We start from the raw sequence: 18611 nt of genomic DNA on the forward strand, positions 1-18611 counted from the left end.
ACACTCCTAATCTATCTGTTTCACAATATTCGGTACAATTATTTGTAACGTTGTTCCTTGATCTGCCGTTATTTCAAGGTGGCCATTCACAAACTCTAGCCGTTCCTTCATACCTGAGAGCCCATTACCTTTAGTGAAGTTTTCTGTATCGATCCCGATGCCGTTGTCCTTTACAACAATACTAGTATCATTCTCAGTTTGTTTAATGGAAATATGACAAGTTGTTGCTTCACTGTGTCTTACAACATTTGTAACAGCTTCTTTTAAACACATACTTAAGATGTTTTCTGTTAGTAAAGGGACATTTGATAAAGCGATACTTCCTTCTGTAGTGAGGTTGATTTCCGCTGCATCTACAATTTTGCGTACATGAATCATTTCTTCCTTTAAACGAATTCCACGCATTTGCGATACCATTTTTCTTACCTCATTTAAGGCGGTTCGTGCAGTTTGTTGGATATCCTTCATTTCGTTCTTGGCTTGCTCTGGATCCTTTTGGATGATTTTCCTCGCTAGATCGCTCTTAAGGCCTATCATCGAAAGCTTCTGTCCTAATGTATCGTGGAGATCTCGCGCTATGCGCTGCCTCTCTTCTAAAATGACCAATTCAGAAATACGTTTATTAGCATCCTCAAGCTTTTCCTGAAGCTGATCTCGTTCTTTCTTATTGTAAATACTAAAGGGGAGAAAGACGGTACTTAAGGAACTAATAATAACAAAGGGTAGTTGTTTCAAAAAGAGTGCCTCATGTAGAACGATACTAAAATTAATGCCAACTGCCGCGCTGACTAGGTGGACTATATATAAAGTAAGAAAACCAGAGCGATTTTTAATATTTCCTATAAAATATGCGATGTAAAAGGAAAAATAGAAATAATTAAATAAATAGGTCGATGTAAAGGAAATGCCAATGAGAACACAGGTTAAAACATAAACTCTCCATTTCCTAGCGAGAAAAGCATATCTTAAGGTAATAAAAAATAAGACTGTTAGAATAATTCCTGTAATTACTTCAGCTGTTGAGGAGGATTGAAAAATAAAATAAAACGGTAAGATGCTTAAAAATGCCCATATATAAGGAGAAAGTCCATTTAGTTTTTGAGTTTGTAGTATTTTTCTCTTCATAATAGTAACCCTACTTTAAAATATACTAATTCTATAGAATTTATTTTACCATATATTTCAATAGAATAGATGAAGAGGATAAAGAGTAGATGCTGCATTAAAAAATGAAATCATCAAAACTTTATCCTCAATTAATTGGTGTTTATTTTTGTAGTTTAGATAATTGATTAAATCCAACAAATTTTTTAGCCTGTGTGTCCCATAGACGGAATTTTAGTGATTTTAAGCTAGTTGATAATGTAATCGTCGGAACGTGTTGAAGTGGCTGTGTATTATTATGAGCGTCTTCAAGCTTGTAATTCGGTACTCTTGGACTAAGATGGTGTACATGGTGATAGCCAATATTACCAGATAGCCATTGTAGGAATTTTGGAAGCTTGTAAAAGGAGCTACCTTCCACAGCAGCCATGACATATTCCCATTCATCATTTTTTTCATAATAAGAGTCCTCAAATGTGTGCTGCACATAGAATAACCAAATTCCAATTGATCCTGAGATTAAAAAGATTGGAACTTGAACTAATAAAAATGGAACGGTACCAAGTAACCAACAGAATAGAGCAATTAATACAACGATTGCTACATTTGTTAAGTAAGTATTTATACGTTCAGGGCGTCTAGCACCAGGTTTGTTAAATCGATTTTTAATTAAGAATTGATAGATTGGACCTAAGCCAAACATGATAAATGGATTACGGTAAAGTCTATATTTGATTTTCCCCCATAATGGTTGTGCTAAGTATTCATCAACAGTTAAAACCCAAATGTCACCTGTTCCTCTTTTATCAAGATTTCCACTTGTCGCATGATGAATGGAATGATCATGTTGCCATTGGCTGAAAGGGAAAAGCGTGAAGATTCCAGTAATCGTACCTACCACTTTATTGGCTGTCCTATTTTTGAAAAATGAGTAGTGGCAGCAATCGTGAAAGATAATAAACATCCTAACGAGAAAGAATGCTGCTAAAATGGTAATGGGCAATGTTATAAAATAAGAAATACTTAAGCTTTGATACGCAAGGAACCAGAGAAGTAGAAATGGAATAAACGTCGTGATTAGCTGTGTAATACTTGATTTTAAGTCTGGACCTTCGTATGGAGAAACTTGTTTTTTTAAATTCCTTTGTAGTTGTTTACTCATATTAAAATTCCCTTCTATGTCTGTCTAGATTAAGAATGTTATGGCGAATTTACTTTTCTATCGTGCTTCTAATGAAAGTATATCGTGCTTCTAATGAAAGGTGTAGACATAGGTGTCATGCAGAGAGTATGACAAATGTCATAAATCTTAGAAAAAGTAAGATATAATGCTTCTTTTAATAGGAAGAACATAAAAAAGATGGACGTTTCTCTATAAAACATATCCAAAAATTCAATGAAAAAAACTTGTTTTTAATGCCTTTTTAAAAGATTTTGTTTTTAGTTAAAAAGTATAAGTAGACCTTTGCACATTGAGAGATTATTGCTGGCTCGAGAATAATGTTAATTCTTCTATGTAGAGCAATATAGCGTACCTCACTTGCAGATTGTATTCATTGGAAAATAAAAAAAATTTAAAAGTAGTCTTTATTTAAAAATTTAGAAAAATCTGTTAGATTTAAACAAAAGCGGAAGATTTGGAGGAAAAGAATAACATTATTTCAAATAAAGTTATACTAATACCTTTAAATTCTTTAAATTTTTATTTATAATAAGAACAATGGAAAATGAAAGGGCTTTATTCGTACTAAGTTTTGATGAGGAAAGAAGACAATCATGATCATCACCTTTAAACAGAAGAGAGAAAAATTCTTTTCTTAGAAAAAAGAATGTAAAGGGGAGTTATGTAAATGGAAAGAAGCTTATCAATGGAATTAGTTCGTGTAACAGAAGCGGCAGCTTTAGCGTCTGCTCGCTGGATGGGAAGAGGAAAGAAAGACGAAGCTGATGATGCTGCAACAACGGCGATGAGGGATGTGTTTGACACAATTCCGATGAAAGGAACTGTGGTTATAGGTGAAGGGGAAATGGATGAGGCGCCGATGCTTTATATCGGAGAGAAACTTGGAAACGGCTATGGACCAAGAGTGGATGTTGCTGTAGATCCATTAGAAGGAACAAGTATCGTAGCATCAGGAGGATGGAATGCCCTAGCTGTCATCGCTGTTGCCGATCATGGCAATTTACTTCATGCTCCAGATATGTATATGGATAAGATTGCGGTAGGTCCAGAGGCTGTAGGACAAATTGATATTAATGCTCCTCTTATTGACAATATTAAAGCTGTTGCAAGAGCTAAGAATAAAGATATAGAAGATGTTGTGGTAACGATCTTAAATCGTACTAAGCATGAAAAAATAGTTGCGGAGTTACGTGATTTAAGAGTACGAATTAAGCTAATTAACGATGGAGATGTGGCTGGTGCGATTAATACCGCCTTTGATCATACTGGTGTTGATTTACTTTTAGGTCAAGGTGGAGCGCCAGAAGGTGTACTAGCAGCTGTAGCGTTAAAATGCTTAGGCGGAGAATTACAAGGCAAGCTTGTTCCTTATAATGATGAGGAAATGAAGCGATGTGTGAAAATGGGACTTGATGTAAATAAAGTCTTAATGATGGATGATTTAGTAGCTGGTGATGACGCTATTTTTGCTGCTACAGGTGTTACTGACGGAGAGCTATTAAAAGGAGTTCAATTTAAAGGCTCAATTGGGACAACTCAAAGTCTGGTATTAAGAGCAAAATCAGGAACAGCTAGATTTATAGATGGTCGACATAGTTTAAACAAAAAACCGAATTTAGTATTTAAATAAGATTCCCTTAGTACTTTTAGGGAAAAAAATATATCAGGATAGTAGCGTGAATTCACAGCGAATTCACGCTTTCTCTATTTTAAAGCCAATATTAAAGCTTTTTTCGTATAGATTGTTGCTTTTGTGAAAAATCCTAAGTGTCAGATGTCCGCTTTTAATATAAGGTTTTTCTCTCTGTATAGAGAAAGTAGCTCCTCTCTTTCTTGTTTACTTGGTTTACATGTGTGAAAGAGGGCTATCTCCTTTGAAGTTACTAGTAAAATAGAAATAAAGTGTTAGAAAAGAATCTTAGTAGATAACAAACACTCTGATTTTTTCCTTTGAGGTGTCCTGGCACATTGGAGGCTTATCCATAATCTATATTTGTGAGAAGGAATCATAAAAAATGGATGATTACGTTACTTGTATTAGTTGTCATAGTTGGTGGAGGTGCCACTTTATACGGAAGCATTACTAATAATAAAAAAGCTGAAACGACCTCAACTGTAGGGACGTAAACAGAGGCGTAAATCGTGCATCAAGAGGAGATCACGCGAATCTCTCATCTGAGGCATCATTACACATGCTACTTGCGAGAGGCGACCAGGTCCGCTCAAGAAAAATTATCGTTAATGTACTAAATAATAGCTACATGCTGTTCATAATGAACAAAACGGAAGAATCGAAAAGTAGTTCTGAGGAAAAACAATAGACATACATTTTAGTGTAGCGTATAATAAACTAATCATTAGAATCCAAAATAAACTTCCAACGTAAAGGGGAGTAGCGTCAGGTTCAACCTGAAACAAAGTCGTCAATACATGAACTTTTGTTCATCGGCTTTGTTGGCATATAGTTATGTGCTTAGCGAGACCTTTGCCACTATGGCAAAGGTCTCTTTTTTTTGGGTTGTATTCTCTTAAAGCTCTTATCATATGTGCAGAAATGTTCTAAGTATAAGAGTTTTAAGCGAAGATGAAAAAGAATAGGAGGTACATAGTATGGAGATGGAATTCCTTTCCGCACTTTTAGCTATTGTCGTTATTGATCTAGTGTTAGCTGGAGATAACGCCATTTTAATTGGGCTTGCAGCAAGAAATTTACCAAAGGAGCAACAAAAGAAAGTCATCTTATGGGGTTCTTTAGGAGCAATTCTTATTAGAACCATCGCAACTCTCGCAGTTGTTTGGCTATTGAATATACCAGGTTTACATTTAGTAGGTGGGTTACTGTTAGTTGTAATTGCTTATAAATTACTTGTGGATGATGATGGTCACAGCGATGTAAAAGCAGGAGATAGCTTTTGGGCAGCCATTCGTACGGTTATCATTGCAGACGCACTGATGGGTCTTGATAATGTACTAGCTGTTGCCGGTGCTTCACACGGAAATATGACATTGGTTATTATCGGCCTGCTCATTTCCATTCCTGTTGTGATGTGGGGAAGTACCCTTATTTTAAAATGGATTGACCGTTTTCCAATTATCGTGACAATAGGTTCAGGTATTTTAGCTTGGACAGCTTCTAAGATGATTGTCGGTGAAAACTTCTTAAGTGGCATTTTTGCCAACGCTTTTGTTAAATATGGCTTTGAAGTTTTAGTTGTTGCAGGAGTTATCTTAACAGCAAGATATGTGAAAGCTAAAGCACTAGATAAAAAAGAAGAAGTCGTTTTATTAAAAACAGGATCTTCTAATTAATAAAATTACTATTTTCAGAGGAATATAGGAAAAACCGTTCTTATTTGAACGGTTTTTTTATTGCCTAGTAGTGGTAGTGAGCGGGAAAAGCTATATTTATAGAGATTTCCTCTAGTATTGGTCTTTTTTTGAGCTGTATCCGCGATTATGGTTGCTGTATCCGCGATTTTAGGTGTTGTATCCGCGATTATGGTTGCTGTATCCGCGATTTTAGGTGTTGTATCCGCGATTATGGTTGCTCTATCCGCGATTTTAGGTGCTCTATCCGCGATTCTGCACGTCTTATCTGCTATTCGGGCAAGTACGACAAATTTCGATCGTGCCCATACTGCCTCTGGTTTCTCACTTTACCTAATTTAATATTCCTCTAATATTGATGCTCAATCCAGGATGTAAGAAGTCTCTGTGAAACCTGCAAATTATGAGATAGTCCACAAGTAAGTATGATACGGTATCATGATCGTTATATTTTAATAGCTAATATCTTGCTATGACAGATAGTAGTTCATTTCACCTCTTACTAGAGTTTCGTGATAGAAACAGACTTCTATATGCCTCTAAGCTATTAAATTCGCACTCACATTATGCGTCACTACAAAAAATAAAGCGTCTACTACTAATAATGAAACTTTTTTTTTACTCAATTCGTCTAATAGTTGGCAGAGGAAGGTAATGTAATTGAATGAGGATAGGGACTAAGTAGGGCTTGAATGTTTTTGTGAAATAATGGTTGATAAACACTAAAATTAAATCTATAATACATAGGTGGAAAGAAATATTGTTAATATTTATATAATTTGTAAAATCATAACAATATATTTCCGCAAGTACATATGGTAAAAAAACGGAGGGAATAAACAAAATGAAAAAACGATGGTTATTATTATTAGCATTAATGTTAACGCTTGCTTTAACGGCTTGCTCTAATGAAGGTGAGACAGAAGGAAAAGAAGAGGAAACAACAGCAACTGAAACAACGAACAGTGAAGATACAGAAAAAGCGACGAAAAGCGCAATGATGCAGTTCTACATGACAGTGTCAAAGACAATCAATGAAAAAGATGGAGAGTTAAATGCATACGAAGCGGCAGTTGGAACAGAGGAACCACCTACTGCTGAAATGAAAGCTAGTGCTGAAGCAGCTGCAGCGGAAGTTGTATCAGATTTAGATAGTGTAGAAATTCCAGAAGCATTAGCTGACCAAAAAGCAGACCTTGAAGCAGTTGTACAAGAACTTAAGGATTCTTATCAAGCTAAAGCAGATGAGTTAAAGAAAGAAGAGCCTTCATTAGATGCAGCAAACGAAACATTTACATCTGCTGACGAAAAAATGGGGAAAGCTTTTGAAAGTGTAGGGTTAAATCCATCTAGCTTAGGTACAGAGGTTAACGGATAATTAGGAAAAGTCAGCTTATTATAAGTAGTAGTTTCGTTTCTAAGTAGAAACATTTAGCTTATTAGTTAAGCAGATTTTACTTATATTTACGTTGTCCAAAAAAAGTAAATAGTCAGCCATTAGCATCCCGAATTACATCATGACAGTTGAAGTGTCATCTAGTGAATGAGGGGTGCTTTTTAGTCTATTTCGTGGAAAGACATGCGGGTTAGTAGAGGATAGAAAAGTGGAAATTCCGTTCTTCAACAAAAGAGGCAAAAAAGTTAGCGGTGGTTAATGGGGGATGTAGGTAATGAATACGAGGAAAAATTGGCTAATGAAGAAAGAATTCGTTTTTATTATAGCACTAGTAACTATTTTTTTATTAGTAAACTCAAACCCGAGCATGGCAGTAAGGACTCATGTATTTTTCATGGGGTACCCCAAAGCGGCACTGACATCTGGAATTGTTGAAGATGATTACCATAACAAAGTAGACAAAGATAAGTTTGTTGACATGAATGCAAAAGCGTACACTTTAACAGAACCTCCTATTGAAAAAGCAACACAAGGTGAACTTAGAAACTTTCTTGTGAGAAAATATGGATTTTTATACTTAGCTGAATACTATGGCAACACGTAATCATGTTGCCAACCGTCCATTCGGAAGCATGATGAGGAAAGTTTGGGGAAGATCCTAGACTTTTTTTTGTAGAATAAATATTACACAATCTACAAGATGACCTCTAAGGGGTTCCTTATCGAAGTTCAATCAAAAGCACCCGTCTATAGAAATAGGCAAATAAAAAGTGAAGAAGAGCTCGTTTCTATGGTAGATTGAGGGTATGGAGGAGATTGGATGCATTTATTTACACCTGATACGGATGATGTCTTTATTTTGTTTTCAATTGAACATATCTTTACTTTAGGAATATTTTTGGCTGTGATTATGGGGATTGTTCTTTTTCGTAAGCGTTTAAGGGATCCTAAGGTTAATCAAATAGCTAGATATGTTCTGTTTAGTACGTTACTTGTATCGGAAATCAGCTTACATATTTGGTTAGTATGGTATGATTCATGGTCGTATGTTCATTCGCTTCCATTACATCTTAGTAGTATTACGCTTGTTTTAACGGCCATTTTATTACTAACGAAAAAATTTTCCCTTTTTGAATTTACATTTTTTGCAGGAGTAGGGAGTGCATTGCAAGCCATGCTTACGCCTGATATAAGTAGCTATGTTTTTCCTCATTATCGGTATATTCATTTTTTTATTTCACATGGTGGAACGGTCATTGCCAATTTATTTATGGTCTTTGTGAACGGATATCGACCAAATTTCCGTTCTGTTTGGAAGGCATTTTTTTGGTTGAACGGCTATGCTGCTCTAATTTATGTAATCAATCGTTTCATTGGTGGCAATTATATGTATGTTGTGAGAAAGCCAGTTAATCCAACAATGATTGATTACTTTGGTCCTTGGCCTTGGTATATGATTCCATTGGAGCTGGTTGCGATTAGTACATTTCTTTTCTTATATCTACCGTTTTTCTTTTATGAAAAAATGGAAGGGAAAGTGAAACAAGGATAGAAAAAAGATGGCTTTCGTATCGGTAACTTGTTGTCATTGGAAATCCAATGTGTTAATTTTTACACCCTACTAGCTAATCGAAATCATCCGTTTGCATAAAATTTTTCAAAGCAACTAAGAAAAAGACACGAGCGCGACATAAGTTAGGGTCGCGTTCGTGTCTTAGTTTTTTTCTTAATCAATGATTGTTACTTTTACTTCTTTTCGGCCAAAATTGATCGCATCTGATTTAGATGGCATAAATAAGTCGATTTTATTTCCTTTTATTGCACCACCTGTATCGCCGGCAACTGCTTTACCGTAGCCTTCAACATGGACTGTAGAACCTAGTGGGATAACATTAGGATCTACGGCGATGACCTTTTGATTAGGGTTTTCAAGTAAATTAATGCCTATCGCTGTTGTTCCTGAGCAGCCTTCACAGCTTGCTGTATAGGCTGTTGCAGTGACTGTTAACTCTTTTGCTGTTGATTTTGATTCAGAGGCTTGTCCAGATGATGTTGTTTTCACCTCTGTACTTGCTTGAGCAACCGTGCTAACGTTTTTACCATCGTCTTCTATCTGCTTTTTATCTCTATCGCTTTTTATAATGAGCTCACTGCCAGGTTGAATGGTATCCGTTTCAAGCATATTCCATTGAACTAAATCATCAACTGACACATTATATTCTTTTGCTAGATCCCAAAGTGATTCACCTTCTTCGACAACATGAATCTCATGAAGTAATAATGTATCATTTGGGTGTATGATATAATGGGAATCATCTAGGTTATTCCATTTAATTAATGTATCTACAGTGATTCCTTCTTCATTTGCTATATCCCAAAGTGTGTCTCCAGCTTTAACTTCTATTTCTTCCGCGTTTGCATTTGATGAAAATCCAACTGTAAAAGCTGTTGCAGCAACAAATGCTAGTAATTTCATTTTCATTTTATAACCTCCTTGTTAGCATGGTAGCTAATCAATGCATTCATCTTACCACGAGAAATGAATATTAAAAGAACAAGCAGTTAACAGTTTATTTACGTTTTTACAAACATGTAATAGAAGTGTTACAAACTGTCCCATTAAAAGGAATTAAGCCAAGATAATGGATTTTTTGGGAGAATAATGGAGAAGTTTTCAGGTCAGAGTAGCTTTACCATAAGCTAAATAATAAAGATGCGAGTTCTTGTAGAGGATGGAAGCAATCTGTAGGTGGGAGATTCCCATAAAGATAAGCAACAAAGTCGAAGAAATATTGACAGTTTTTGTAGGATATGATATTAAAATTAGAGTTAGCACTTAACTACTCAGAGTGCTAAAATAGTAGAGAATATGGAAAAAGGAGAGGAAAAAATGGCTACTCAGCAATTTAAGGCAGAATCCAAAAGACTATTAGAAATGATGATCAACTCCATTTACTCTCAGCGTGAAGTGTTTTTACGAGAGTTGATATCAAATGCAAGTGATGCAATTGATAAGATTTACTACAAAGCATTAACTGATGAGTCTCTAACCTTTAATCAAGATGAATACTACATAAAAGTTGTACCAAACAAAGAAGCTCGCACATTGTCTATTGTGGATACTGGAATTGGTATGACAAAAGAAGATTTAGAAACGAACTTAGGAACAATCGCAAAAAGCGGATCCCTACAGTTTAAAACAGAAAATGAAGCAAAGGATGGACATGACATCATTGGGCAATTTGGTGTTGGTTTTTATGCTGCATTTATGGTTGCAGATGAAGTAACTGTTGTCAGTAAAGCATTGGGCAGCGAAGAAGCCTATATGTGGCATTCAAAAGGTGTAGATGGATACACAATTACACCAGCTGAAAAGGACACAGTTGGGACAGAAATTACGTTAAAAATTAAAGAAAATGTAGAAGATGATCAATATGATGAATTTTTAGAAGAATACACACTAAAATCCATTATTAAGAAGTATTCAGATTTTATTCGCTATCCAATTAAGATGGATGTGTCAGGACAAAGACCTAAGGAAGACAATGAAGAAGAATTGGAATCCTATGTTGAAGAGCAAACGGTTAATAGTATGGTGCCGATTTGGAGAAAAAATAAGGCAGAATTAACAGATGAAGACTATGTGAATTTTTATCAAGAAAAACATTATGGATTTGATCAGCCACTTAAACATATTCATATTAGTGTGGATGGTACAGTACGTTACCAATCTATTCTGTATATCCCAGAAAATATGCCGTTTGATTATTACTCAAAGGAGTATGAGAAAGGCTTAGAGCTTTATTCAAATGGTGTTCTAATCATGAATAAATGCAGTGATTTATTACCTGATCATTTTAGTTTTGTGAAGGGTATGGTGGATTCTGAGGATCTCTCATTAAATATTTCACGTGAAATGCTTCAGCATGATCGTCAGCTCAAATTTATTGCGAAGAATATTAGCAAAAAAATTAAGAATGAGCTTAAGAGTTTAATGAAAAACGATCGTGAAAAATATGAGACGTTCTATAAAGCGTTTGGACGCCAGCTAAAGTATGGTGTGTATAGTGAATTCGGTGCGAATAAAGAAATGCTGCAAGATTTAATTATGTTCTATTCCTCAAAAGAGAAGAAATTGGTTTCGCTTGATGAATATATTTCTCGTATGCCAGAAGAACAGAAGTATATTTATTATGCATCAGGTGAATCGATTGAACGAATTGATAAATTACCTCAAACAGAGGTTGTATCTGAGAAGGGGTATGAAATTCTGTACTTTACAGAAGACATTGATGAGTTTGCGATTAAGATGCTTATGTCGTACAAAGAGAAGGAGTTTAAATCTGTCTCTAGTGGCGATCTTGGAATTGAATCAGAGGAAAATGATGAGAATGTAGAGTCTGAGCAAGAGGAAAATAAAGAGTTGTTTGATTATATGAAATCTATTCTTTCTGATAAGGTGAAGGATATTCGTCTTTCAAAACGCCTTAAAACGCACCCTGTTTGTTTATCAACTGAGGGTGAAGTGACAATTGAGATGGAGAAAATTTTAAGTGCAATGCCTGATAACCAAAATGTGAAAGCAGATAAGGTGCTTGAAATTAACCGAAATCACGAAGTATTCCTTTCGTTGAAACATGCATTTGAGACAGACAAAGAAAAAGCTGCCTTATATACGAACCTTCTATACAATCAAGCATTGTTAATTGAAGGTTTGCCAATCTCAGATCCAGTTGAATTTACAAATAACATGTGTAAAGTAATGGTTTAAGTTGAATCATTTTAGCAGCCTCAATACGCTTCATATATATTGAGGCTGCTTTTTTCTTAAAAATATAGATATGATCTTAATCGCAAGTTAGATACGAACACTTAAATGAACTTGCCATAAAGATTTGGGGAGGATAATTCAAGAATTCTTTTTTTTATCGACAAAATTTGGGGAGTGAAAGGCACGTGATCAATGTTGGTGGACTTGATTTTAGCTGGGATTTAGAAAAGGGGAGTTTTAAGTTTGAGGGAGATGATGCGGTTCTTTTCTGGATTTCGACAGCAATGAAATCATTTTTAGATACGATAGAAGAGATTTCAGGTGAAGAGGCATCAAATTTAGTGTTTGAGACAACAGGATTTCGACAAGGACTTGTGGTTGGTGAGTACTTTGAGAAGATGAAGGAACTAAGCGTTAGTCAAGCAGCAGATGCCATCACAGCGACCTATGCTTCAGCAGGTTGGGGTAAAATCATTATTAAAGACTTAAATTTTGAAACAAAAACATTGACTGTTTATATGAAAGATACATGGGAATACAAAATCAATGTAGCTCAGGAAAAAACAAAAGGTGGTAACTTCTTTCCTGCCCATTTTGCAGGGATTTTCACAGGTTTATTTAATACACGTATTTGGTATACCATTACTCAACAGCAAATGGAAGGCCATGACTATACCGTTGTTGAATATTTTCCTTCAGACGTCTCGATTACGAAGAATATTCACGAATTAGCAAGAAGAAAAGAATCAGAGCAGATAACCATGCTAGAAAATCTTGTTGAGGAGAAAACAAGAGAACTGAAGGAGTTAGTTAAGAAGCTGTCGTCACCAGTCATTCCGGTTTTAGAGGGGATCGTCGTTGTTCCTTTAATTGGGAAGTATGATATGGACCGAGCAGACGAACTAGTTATTAACACTCTACATAATCTACCCACCTATAAAGCAAGTTATCTTATATTAGATTTAACGGGTTTAGATAAGGATATGAATGAGTATTCGGTAAGCCTGATTGAAAAAGTCGCTTCCACTTCTTCTTTAATTGGAACTAAAACAATCTTAGTAGGGATATCTCCTGAATTAAGTCTAGCTATTACCAAATCAGGAATTAACCTATCCCAGTTCGATTGCTTTCAATCTCTGCAACACGGAATTCACTTCAGTTTAGCGCAAATGGGAAGGAAGCTCATTTAAAAAGGCTGTTTTCGTAGTCATACATTATTAATGGAAACAAAGTGGTACCACATTGTTTATTGCTACCCTCAGCTCTTTTTATGAGCTTGAGGGTTTTCAGTTTGTATTCGACAAAAACCGAGTGGGGACAGGCACCTACTTCGCTTGTCCTGTATTCATGAACTCCATTTTTGGTGTGACTTTTAATTTTATTGTAGGGTACGTTTCGTCCCAGTTCAGTTGTTTCCATTGTTCGTAGGTGAGTTGATTGCGAATGAGTGCCCCGATTCCGAGTGGGTCTACGCCAAGTTCTTGGGTAAGTGTAAAGAATTCCTGTGATTTCGTTGTAAAGTATGTTTCCACGTCTTTCTCTAGCTTTTTTTGAACGTTTTCTTCATCCAATAGTTCGTCACCTGTGTATTCTAGGACACTTCCCTCTAAATGAATATTCAGTTCCACCGATATAGGTTGATCCTTCTTCATTTCTAAGACCGTGTCAAAGTTTGACTTGCTATAATTAAAAACAAGCTGTATGGGGAAAGAGTTCTTCTCCTGTTCATTTTCATCATTTGCTTTTATTTCGATACTCATTGTCCCTTTTGGTACATCCTTTCGAAGAAAGAATAGGATAGCACTCATTTCAGGAGAAATTGAGCTGATGAATTTATCCTTTTTGAATAGAGCATATCCTTCTTGGGAGATATGATTTTCTTCTAAAATAAAATATGGTAAGAAGGGATCCACCCCATCATCTGACACATCTCTTAAAAATTGAAAAGCTGTAAAATTGAGCGACTCTTTTTCAAGGGTCCTTTTCTCTAAATAAGTTCGAATATATTTAGAGGTATCTGGCCCTTCTTTTTGCTTCTGAAAAAGGAAGGTAGCTGCTTTATCTTTTGTTACACAAAAAAAAGCTCTAGGACCAAGAGTTGGATCTCTCATAAAGGTATCTAATATATCATCTATGCCTTGTCTTGCTAATTCTTCTCCAAACATAGATACATTTAATTGACCACTTGTAATTTCTAAATTCGTCTCGTTTGATAAGGTCATTCTAGAATCTTTACTTGATTTTGCATTAGTTGATAGCACATCATAATGAACGGTACCTTCTCCACTAACAGTAGGGAAATTGATCGTTACGGTGATCGGCTTTTCTTCATCTTCAGAAACATCGTATGTGACGGTGTCAATCATAGCTAAATCATCAATAATTTGATTAGAGGCGCAGCCAGTACTAAAAAGTAAAATAAATATACTTAGGATAACTTGTTTCATGATGAAGAACCTTCCTTATTTTTCAGCTTTATCACTCCAATAATTGCAAGAAGAATGAGAGGGGTAATAATAGCGAAGCCAGTAATGATATAGGTGAACGCCTCTAACCACATATCGACCTCTCGTATAATATTAGGAATGAGGGAAATGAGATAACCTGAAATAAGAACAATACAAGTAATAAAAATGCGTTTAACACGTTTTAGCGTATGCTGTAGTACTTCTTGACCTGCCCAAAAGTACATCACAATTGTGATTAGAACTTTTAAAGCAAATAAGGAAAAGATTAAATTTTCTACACGTTCAATAAAAGGGAATTTAATAAATTCCAATAGAGTAATAACAGGATACATATCCTCTAATAATTGATTAAAGCTGTAGAAACCGAAGGAAATGAAGGTTACGGAAAAATAAATGATAAATGTGATGCTATTTCCAATATAAAGACCTTTAGTCCAGTTTTTTTCGACATATGGAAAAAGAAGCAAGCCAAGTTCATAGCCTAAAAAAGCGGTGAAAATATTGAAGCCACCCTCAATTAGATTTGTCTCTCCTTTGAAGAAGAATGGGGTGAGTCTTGTGAAACTAAATTCTGGTATATGGTAGGCAAGCAGGAACATTGTCCATATGGTCATAAAAAATAAGACGACTGTTGTTTTTGCAATATGATAAATAGTGCCCTTTAGCATAAGGAAACAAAGGGTAATAGCCATACCCATAAACATATATACAGGTGTTTCATGATAAAAAAGCATCTTTAAAATGAAAATATATTTTTTCGTGACCATAATGGCGAAAATGATAAATGCCGTGGCTATGACAAGATAGAAAGGAACGACTAGCCAAAACGGCAAAACTTGCTCAAGAATGTGAAAAATTGATTTGCCCTTCCCAAACTTGTAAACAAGTGCAATTAAGAAGAGATTAATGGTCACAACAACAAAAATAATGATCAGTCCAGCCCACCCATTCATCCCAAACGTTTCAGCAGTCAAGCGAGGTATACTAAATAGTGTCACACCTGACTGGATCATATATATCAAAATTGCAACCTGAAAGGGATGGAGTTTTTCCTTCATAAGTCCTCCTACTTTTTCATTTTGTTTACATCATCATTTTTGGTATTCGTTTCATGAGGGCGGTTTTTAACGTACATATATGGAGCTCTCACAAGAGAATCTAACCAATCAGAAAAAAATGTAGGTGAAACTGGGATGAAATAAGGTGTTTTTAAGGTTGTAAGACCCGTTATATGAACAATGAATAAACCAATTCCAAAGACTAAGCCAATATTCCCCCAAAAACCGGCCAATAAAATAAGAGAAAAACGCAAGATTCTAATGGATGCACTCATCGTATAATTTGGAATAACAAAAGAAGAAATCGCCGAAACGGCTACTGCAATGATTAAGATATTGCTTGTTATCCCTGCTTCCACAGCTGCTTGACCAATGACGATTCCCCCTACAATCCCAATTGTCTGTCCAATTTTAGTAGGTAAACGTGCGCCAGCTTCCCGTAATAGCTCTATAACAATTTCTAGGAATAATGCCTCAATTAACGGTGGAAAAGGTACCTTACTTCTCGATTCAAGAAGGCTGGCTAGTAATGGCTGTGGAATCATCTCATAGTGAAACGTAGTGACAGATACATAAATAGCAGTAAATGAGATCGTAATTAATAAGGCAAAATATCTAAGTAACCTAATAAATGTGCCCGTAAGCCAGCGTTGACTGTAATCATCAACAGACTGAAAAAAATCAAAGAAACTTACAGGTGCACAAAATGCATAAGGGCTTTCATCAACTAAACCAATGACCTTACCACCCAATAATTTAGAAGCTACTACGTCTGGTCTTTCTGTTGTAAAGTATTGAGGGAAAGGAGAGAAAGGATTATCATCAATTAACTGAATTAATATATTTGTGTCTAAAACTCCAGTCACTTCAACATCAGCTATTCGATCCTTTAGATCTTGAACAAGGGTAGGTTGAACAATATCCTCTAAATATACAAGAATAACATTGGTTTTCGTCACCTCACCAACTGTTAACTTTACAGCTTTTAAGTGGGAGCTTTTTATTTTCTTACGAATAAGAGATAAATTCACTTTACTCGATTCAATAAATGCCTCATGAGGTCCAAGTATAACGGACTCTGTCTCGGATTCTTGAATGGAGCGTGTTTCCCCATCACTTACTGATAAGTAATACACTTTACCTCCATGATCAACTACACAATTACCATTTAACACTTCAATAACGGCTTCTTTATTGGAATAGATTTCTTCTAGGTCTGAGTTTTTAATAAATGCCTCTACATCGTCTGCCTCTTGATCCTTCAATTGTTGAATAAATTGATTGACCATATTTTGATCAACTAATTCCTCAAAATATAAATATCGAACTCCATTAACATACATTTCTCTATTAATAATATCTAAGCTGTTGTCAAACTGTTTCGCAATATGATTGAAATCTAACTTGTCGTTTAATGTGGTGTGTTTAGGTTGATCAGGAGAATCCTCATTCTCTGAGTTACTTTCAGCTGGCTTTAAAATTAAGTGGCGAAGACCTGAGATGATATTCATGGTAAAACCTCACAATGCTTAATGAGCTTTCCTTATCTTCTGTCAAGAAAGTTTGGTTTATTCATAAAGTTGGTAAGGTAGGATTTTTTTGTTTGAAGAATGAAGTTTTTGAATGAAAAGAGGTGGGGAATTTTTAAAAATAGGGGATGCTTTGAAAAGGAAATCACCTCTAGTGGAAAAAAGACTGAAGGCTTAAGTTTGGCTTCAGTCTAAGATCACATGCACAAAAGGTGAGTGCATGCTAATGTAGTGAAAATTGTAGCTCAGGTAGCCATTGATTCATATGTGACTTTATCTCCTTGTAGAGCTTCTGCATATTTGGTTCAGTTTCGAGTGGCGAGACAAAATAGTTCTCGTTAACATAGGTAGGTACAAAAACGGGATTCTTAATAGTAATTGTTTCTTTATCATTTTCTAGGGTTTTTTCAACTGTTATTTGCATGACGCCACCAATGTCTCTGTAATCTTCAGTTTGTCCTGATAAGAAATTTCCAAGCGAGTATGCAACAAAAGTTCGCTCACCATTTTCACGCTCAAACCATTCCATTGGCTGCAAGACATGTGGGTGATGTCCAATAATGATATCAGCACCAGCGTTAGCAGTGTAAGCTACAACATTTTTTTGGAAGTCATTTGGCATCCGTTCATATTCTTTACCAAAATGAAGACTCACTACAACGATGTCAGCATTCTTTTTTGCTTCTTTGATATCGTTCCGAATCGTTTCCTCTTCAATATAATTTACTAAATAAGGTTTACCTTTAGGAGGGGTGATCCCATTGGTCCCATAGGTGTAAGCTAAAAAGGCAAAAGAAATATCGTTCTTATCTATTATTCGAATTTTGTTACGGTCGTCAGTTGATTCATAAGAGCCAGTGTAAACCATATTAAGCTCTTTCCAATGGGAAATACCGCTTTTAATAGCTTTTTCACCACGATCTAATGTATGGTTGTTTGCCAATGTAACCACGTCAATACCAATCTCCTTGAGGGTATCCCCAACCTCGAATGGACTGTTGAAGGATGGGTAGGAAGATAACCCAATCTCCTGACCGCCAATCACCGTTTCTTGATTGGCAATGGTAAGATCAGAGCTTTCTGTTAATTGCTGAACCTCTTTTACATAAGGCATGAAATCATATTCCCCATTTTCTAATTTAGCAGGCTCGTAGACTCGGTCATGTATCAAAATATCTCCAATGGCAGCAATTGTTGCAGATGTTGTGTGCTTTTCCTCTTTCTGTATTTGTTCTTGTTCTTGTAATGGCTTTGGGATGTCTTCTATTTGAGAAGAAGGAGGTTTATTTTCGACACCTTTTTTCAAAATTGTAGACTCCGTATTTTTCGTTTGCTGACTATTTACATAAAAAGTAATACCAGACAAAATGACAATAAAAATAGCTATGTATATGATAACCTTTTTCAAATGAATACACCCTCAAAATAAAGTATGTACCTATATTTTATCACTAGTAGATTTGACTAAACCTTTTTTTCGACAAAAGATTAGGAATGGGGACCGGAAATGTATAAGGTCAGTGTGAAAGAGCGAAATTAGGAATTTGCAAGAGCGAAAGAGCGAAAGAGCGAAATTTGTCGTACTGACCCGAATCGCGGATAGAGCGTGTAAAATCGCGGATAGAGCACCCATAATCGCGGATAGAGCGTGTAAAATCGCGGATAGATCATCCATAATCGCGGATAGAACGTGAGAAGTAACGGGAAGTACGTGAAATTCAAGGGTAAAACACAAAAAACAGAGAACGAACCTGAAATTCAAGTCTAAACCATCA

At 35.7% G+C, this 18611-nt stretch carries 16 protein-coding genes; 8 read left to right on the forward strand and 8 right to left on the reverse strand.

The annotated features are described in order from the left end of the window. Positions 1-6: 6 nt before the first annotated feature. Both A9C19_RS03725 and desA read right to left on the reverse strand, forming a co-directional pair. Positions 7-1125 carry a sensor histidine kinase gene (locus A9C19_RS03725; protein WP_072578712.1) on the reverse strand — a complete coding sequence of 373 codons (1119 nt, stop codon included), beginning with the start codon at positions 1123-1125 and terminating at the stop codon, positions 7-9. 142 nt (positions 1126-1267) lie between these two features. Beyond that, the gene (desA, locus tag A9C19_RS03730; RefSeq protein ID WP_072578713.1) at positions 1268-2266 is read right to left on the reverse strand and encodes a Delta(5) desaturase DesA; all 999 of its coding nucleotides are present in this window, start codon (positions 2264-2266) and stop codon (positions 1268-1270) included. A gap of 688 nt (positions 2267-2954) precedes the next feature. Between desA and glpX the strand changes: the two genes are divergently transcribed. From glpX to A9C19_RS03755, 6 genes are all read left to right on the forward strand, one after another. Next, positions 2955-3917, forward strand: a complete 963-nt coding sequence (glpX, locus tag A9C19_RS03735) for a class II fructose-bisphosphatase (protein WP_072578714.1) — start codon at positions 2955-2957, stop codon at positions 3915-3917. A 980-nt stretch (positions 3918-4897) separates the two neighbouring features. After that, on the forward strand, positions 4898-5596 hold the full coding sequence (locus A9C19_RS03740; RefSeq protein WP_072578715.1) for a TerC family protein: 699 nt from the start codon (positions 4898-4900) through the stop codon (positions 5594-5596). Positions 5597-5743: 147 nt separating this feature from the next. Continuing rightward, the gene (locus A9C19_RS21455) at positions 5744-5956 is read left to right on the forward strand and encodes a hypothetical protein (protein ID WP_145925773.1); all 213 of its coding nucleotides are present in this window, start codon (positions 5744-5746) and stop codon (positions 5954-5956) included. A 502-nt stretch (positions 5957-6458) separates the two neighbouring features. Next, a complete protein-coding gene (locus A9C19_RS03745; protein WP_072578716.1) occupies positions 6459-6992 on the forward strand; it encodes a hypothetical protein in 534 nt (177 codons plus the stop codon). Between the two features lie 292 nt (positions 6993-7284). Further along, positions 7285-7614 carry a hypothetical protein gene (locus A9C19_RS03750; protein ID WP_072578717.1) on the forward strand — a complete coding sequence of 110 codons (330 nt, stop codon included), beginning with the start codon at positions 7285-7287 and terminating at the stop codon, positions 7612-7614. 216 nt (positions 7615-7830) lie between these two features. Continuing rightward, the gene (locus tag A9C19_RS03755; RefSeq protein ID WP_072578718.1) at positions 7831-8562 is read left to right on the forward strand and encodes a YwaF family protein; all 732 of its coding nucleotides are present in this window, start codon (positions 7831-7833) and stop codon (positions 8560-8562) included. Between the two features lie 174 nt (positions 8563-8736). Here the strand turns inward: A9C19_RS03755 and A9C19_RS22525 are convergent, their stop codons facing one another. Next, entirely contained in the window at positions 8737-9492 is a 756-nt protein-coding gene (locus tag A9C19_RS22525; RefSeq protein WP_072578719.1) for a 3D domain-containing protein, read from the reverse strand. 408 nt (positions 9493-9900) lie between these two features. On the opposite strand from A9C19_RS22525, the gene htpG reads away from it, so the two are divergent. After that, positions 9901-11781 (forward strand): molecular chaperone HtpG, encoded by a 1881-nt coding sequence (htpG, locus tag A9C19_RS03765; RefSeq protein ID WP_072578720.1) that lies wholly within the window; start codon positions 9901-9903, stop codon positions 11779-11781. Between the two features lie 185 nt (positions 11782-11966). Beyond that, positions 11967-12971, forward strand: coding sequence for an STAS domain-containing protein (locus A9C19_RS03770; protein ID WP_420835806.1), 1005 nt, complete (start codon positions 11967-11969; stop codon positions 12969-12971). 135 nt (positions 12972-13106) lie between these two features. Here the strand turns inward: A9C19_RS03770 and A9C19_RS03775 are convergent, their stop codons facing one another. The 5 genes from A9C19_RS03775 to A9C19_RS21460 all read right to left on the reverse strand — a co-directional run bounded on the left by A9C19_RS03775 (position 13107) and on the right by A9C19_RS21460 (position 18598). Further along, positions 13107-14228, reverse strand: a complete 1122-nt coding sequence (locus A9C19_RS03775; RefSeq protein ID WP_072578722.1) for a Ger(x)C family spore germination protein — start codon at positions 14226-14228, stop codon at positions 13107-13109. Continuing rightward, positions 14225-15307: a GerAB/ArcD/ProY family transporter gene (locus A9C19_RS03780; protein WP_072578723.1), complete on the reverse strand. Its 1083-nt coding sequence runs from the start codon at positions 15305-15307 to the stop codon at positions 14225-14227. Before A9C19_RS03780 ends, A9C19_RS03775 begins: the two co-directional genes overlap by 4 nt. Positions 15308-15315: 8 nt before the next feature. After that, on the reverse strand, positions 15316-16818 hold the full coding sequence (locus A9C19_RS03785) for a spore germination protein (protein WP_072578724.1): 1503 nt from the start codon (positions 16816-16818) through the stop codon (positions 15316-15318). A 241-nt stretch (positions 16819-17059) separates the two neighbouring features. Further along, the gene (locus A9C19_RS03790; RefSeq protein WP_072578725.1) at positions 17060-18244 is read right to left on the reverse strand and encodes a CapA family protein; all 1185 of its coding nucleotides are present in this window, start codon (positions 18242-18244) and stop codon (positions 17060-17062) included. A 30-nt stretch (positions 18245-18274) separates the two neighbouring features. After that, positions 18275-18598: a hypothetical protein gene (locus A9C19_RS21460; protein WP_145925774.1), complete on the reverse strand. Its 324-nt coding sequence runs from the start codon at positions 18596-18598 to the stop codon at positions 18275-18277. Positions 18599-18611: the final 13 nt, after the last annotated feature.

The organism is Bacillus weihaiensis (assembly GCF_001889165.1).
GTDB classification, from domain to species: domain Bacteria; phylum Bacillota; class Bacilli; order Bacillales; family Bacillaceae; genus Metabacillus; species Metabacillus weihaiensis.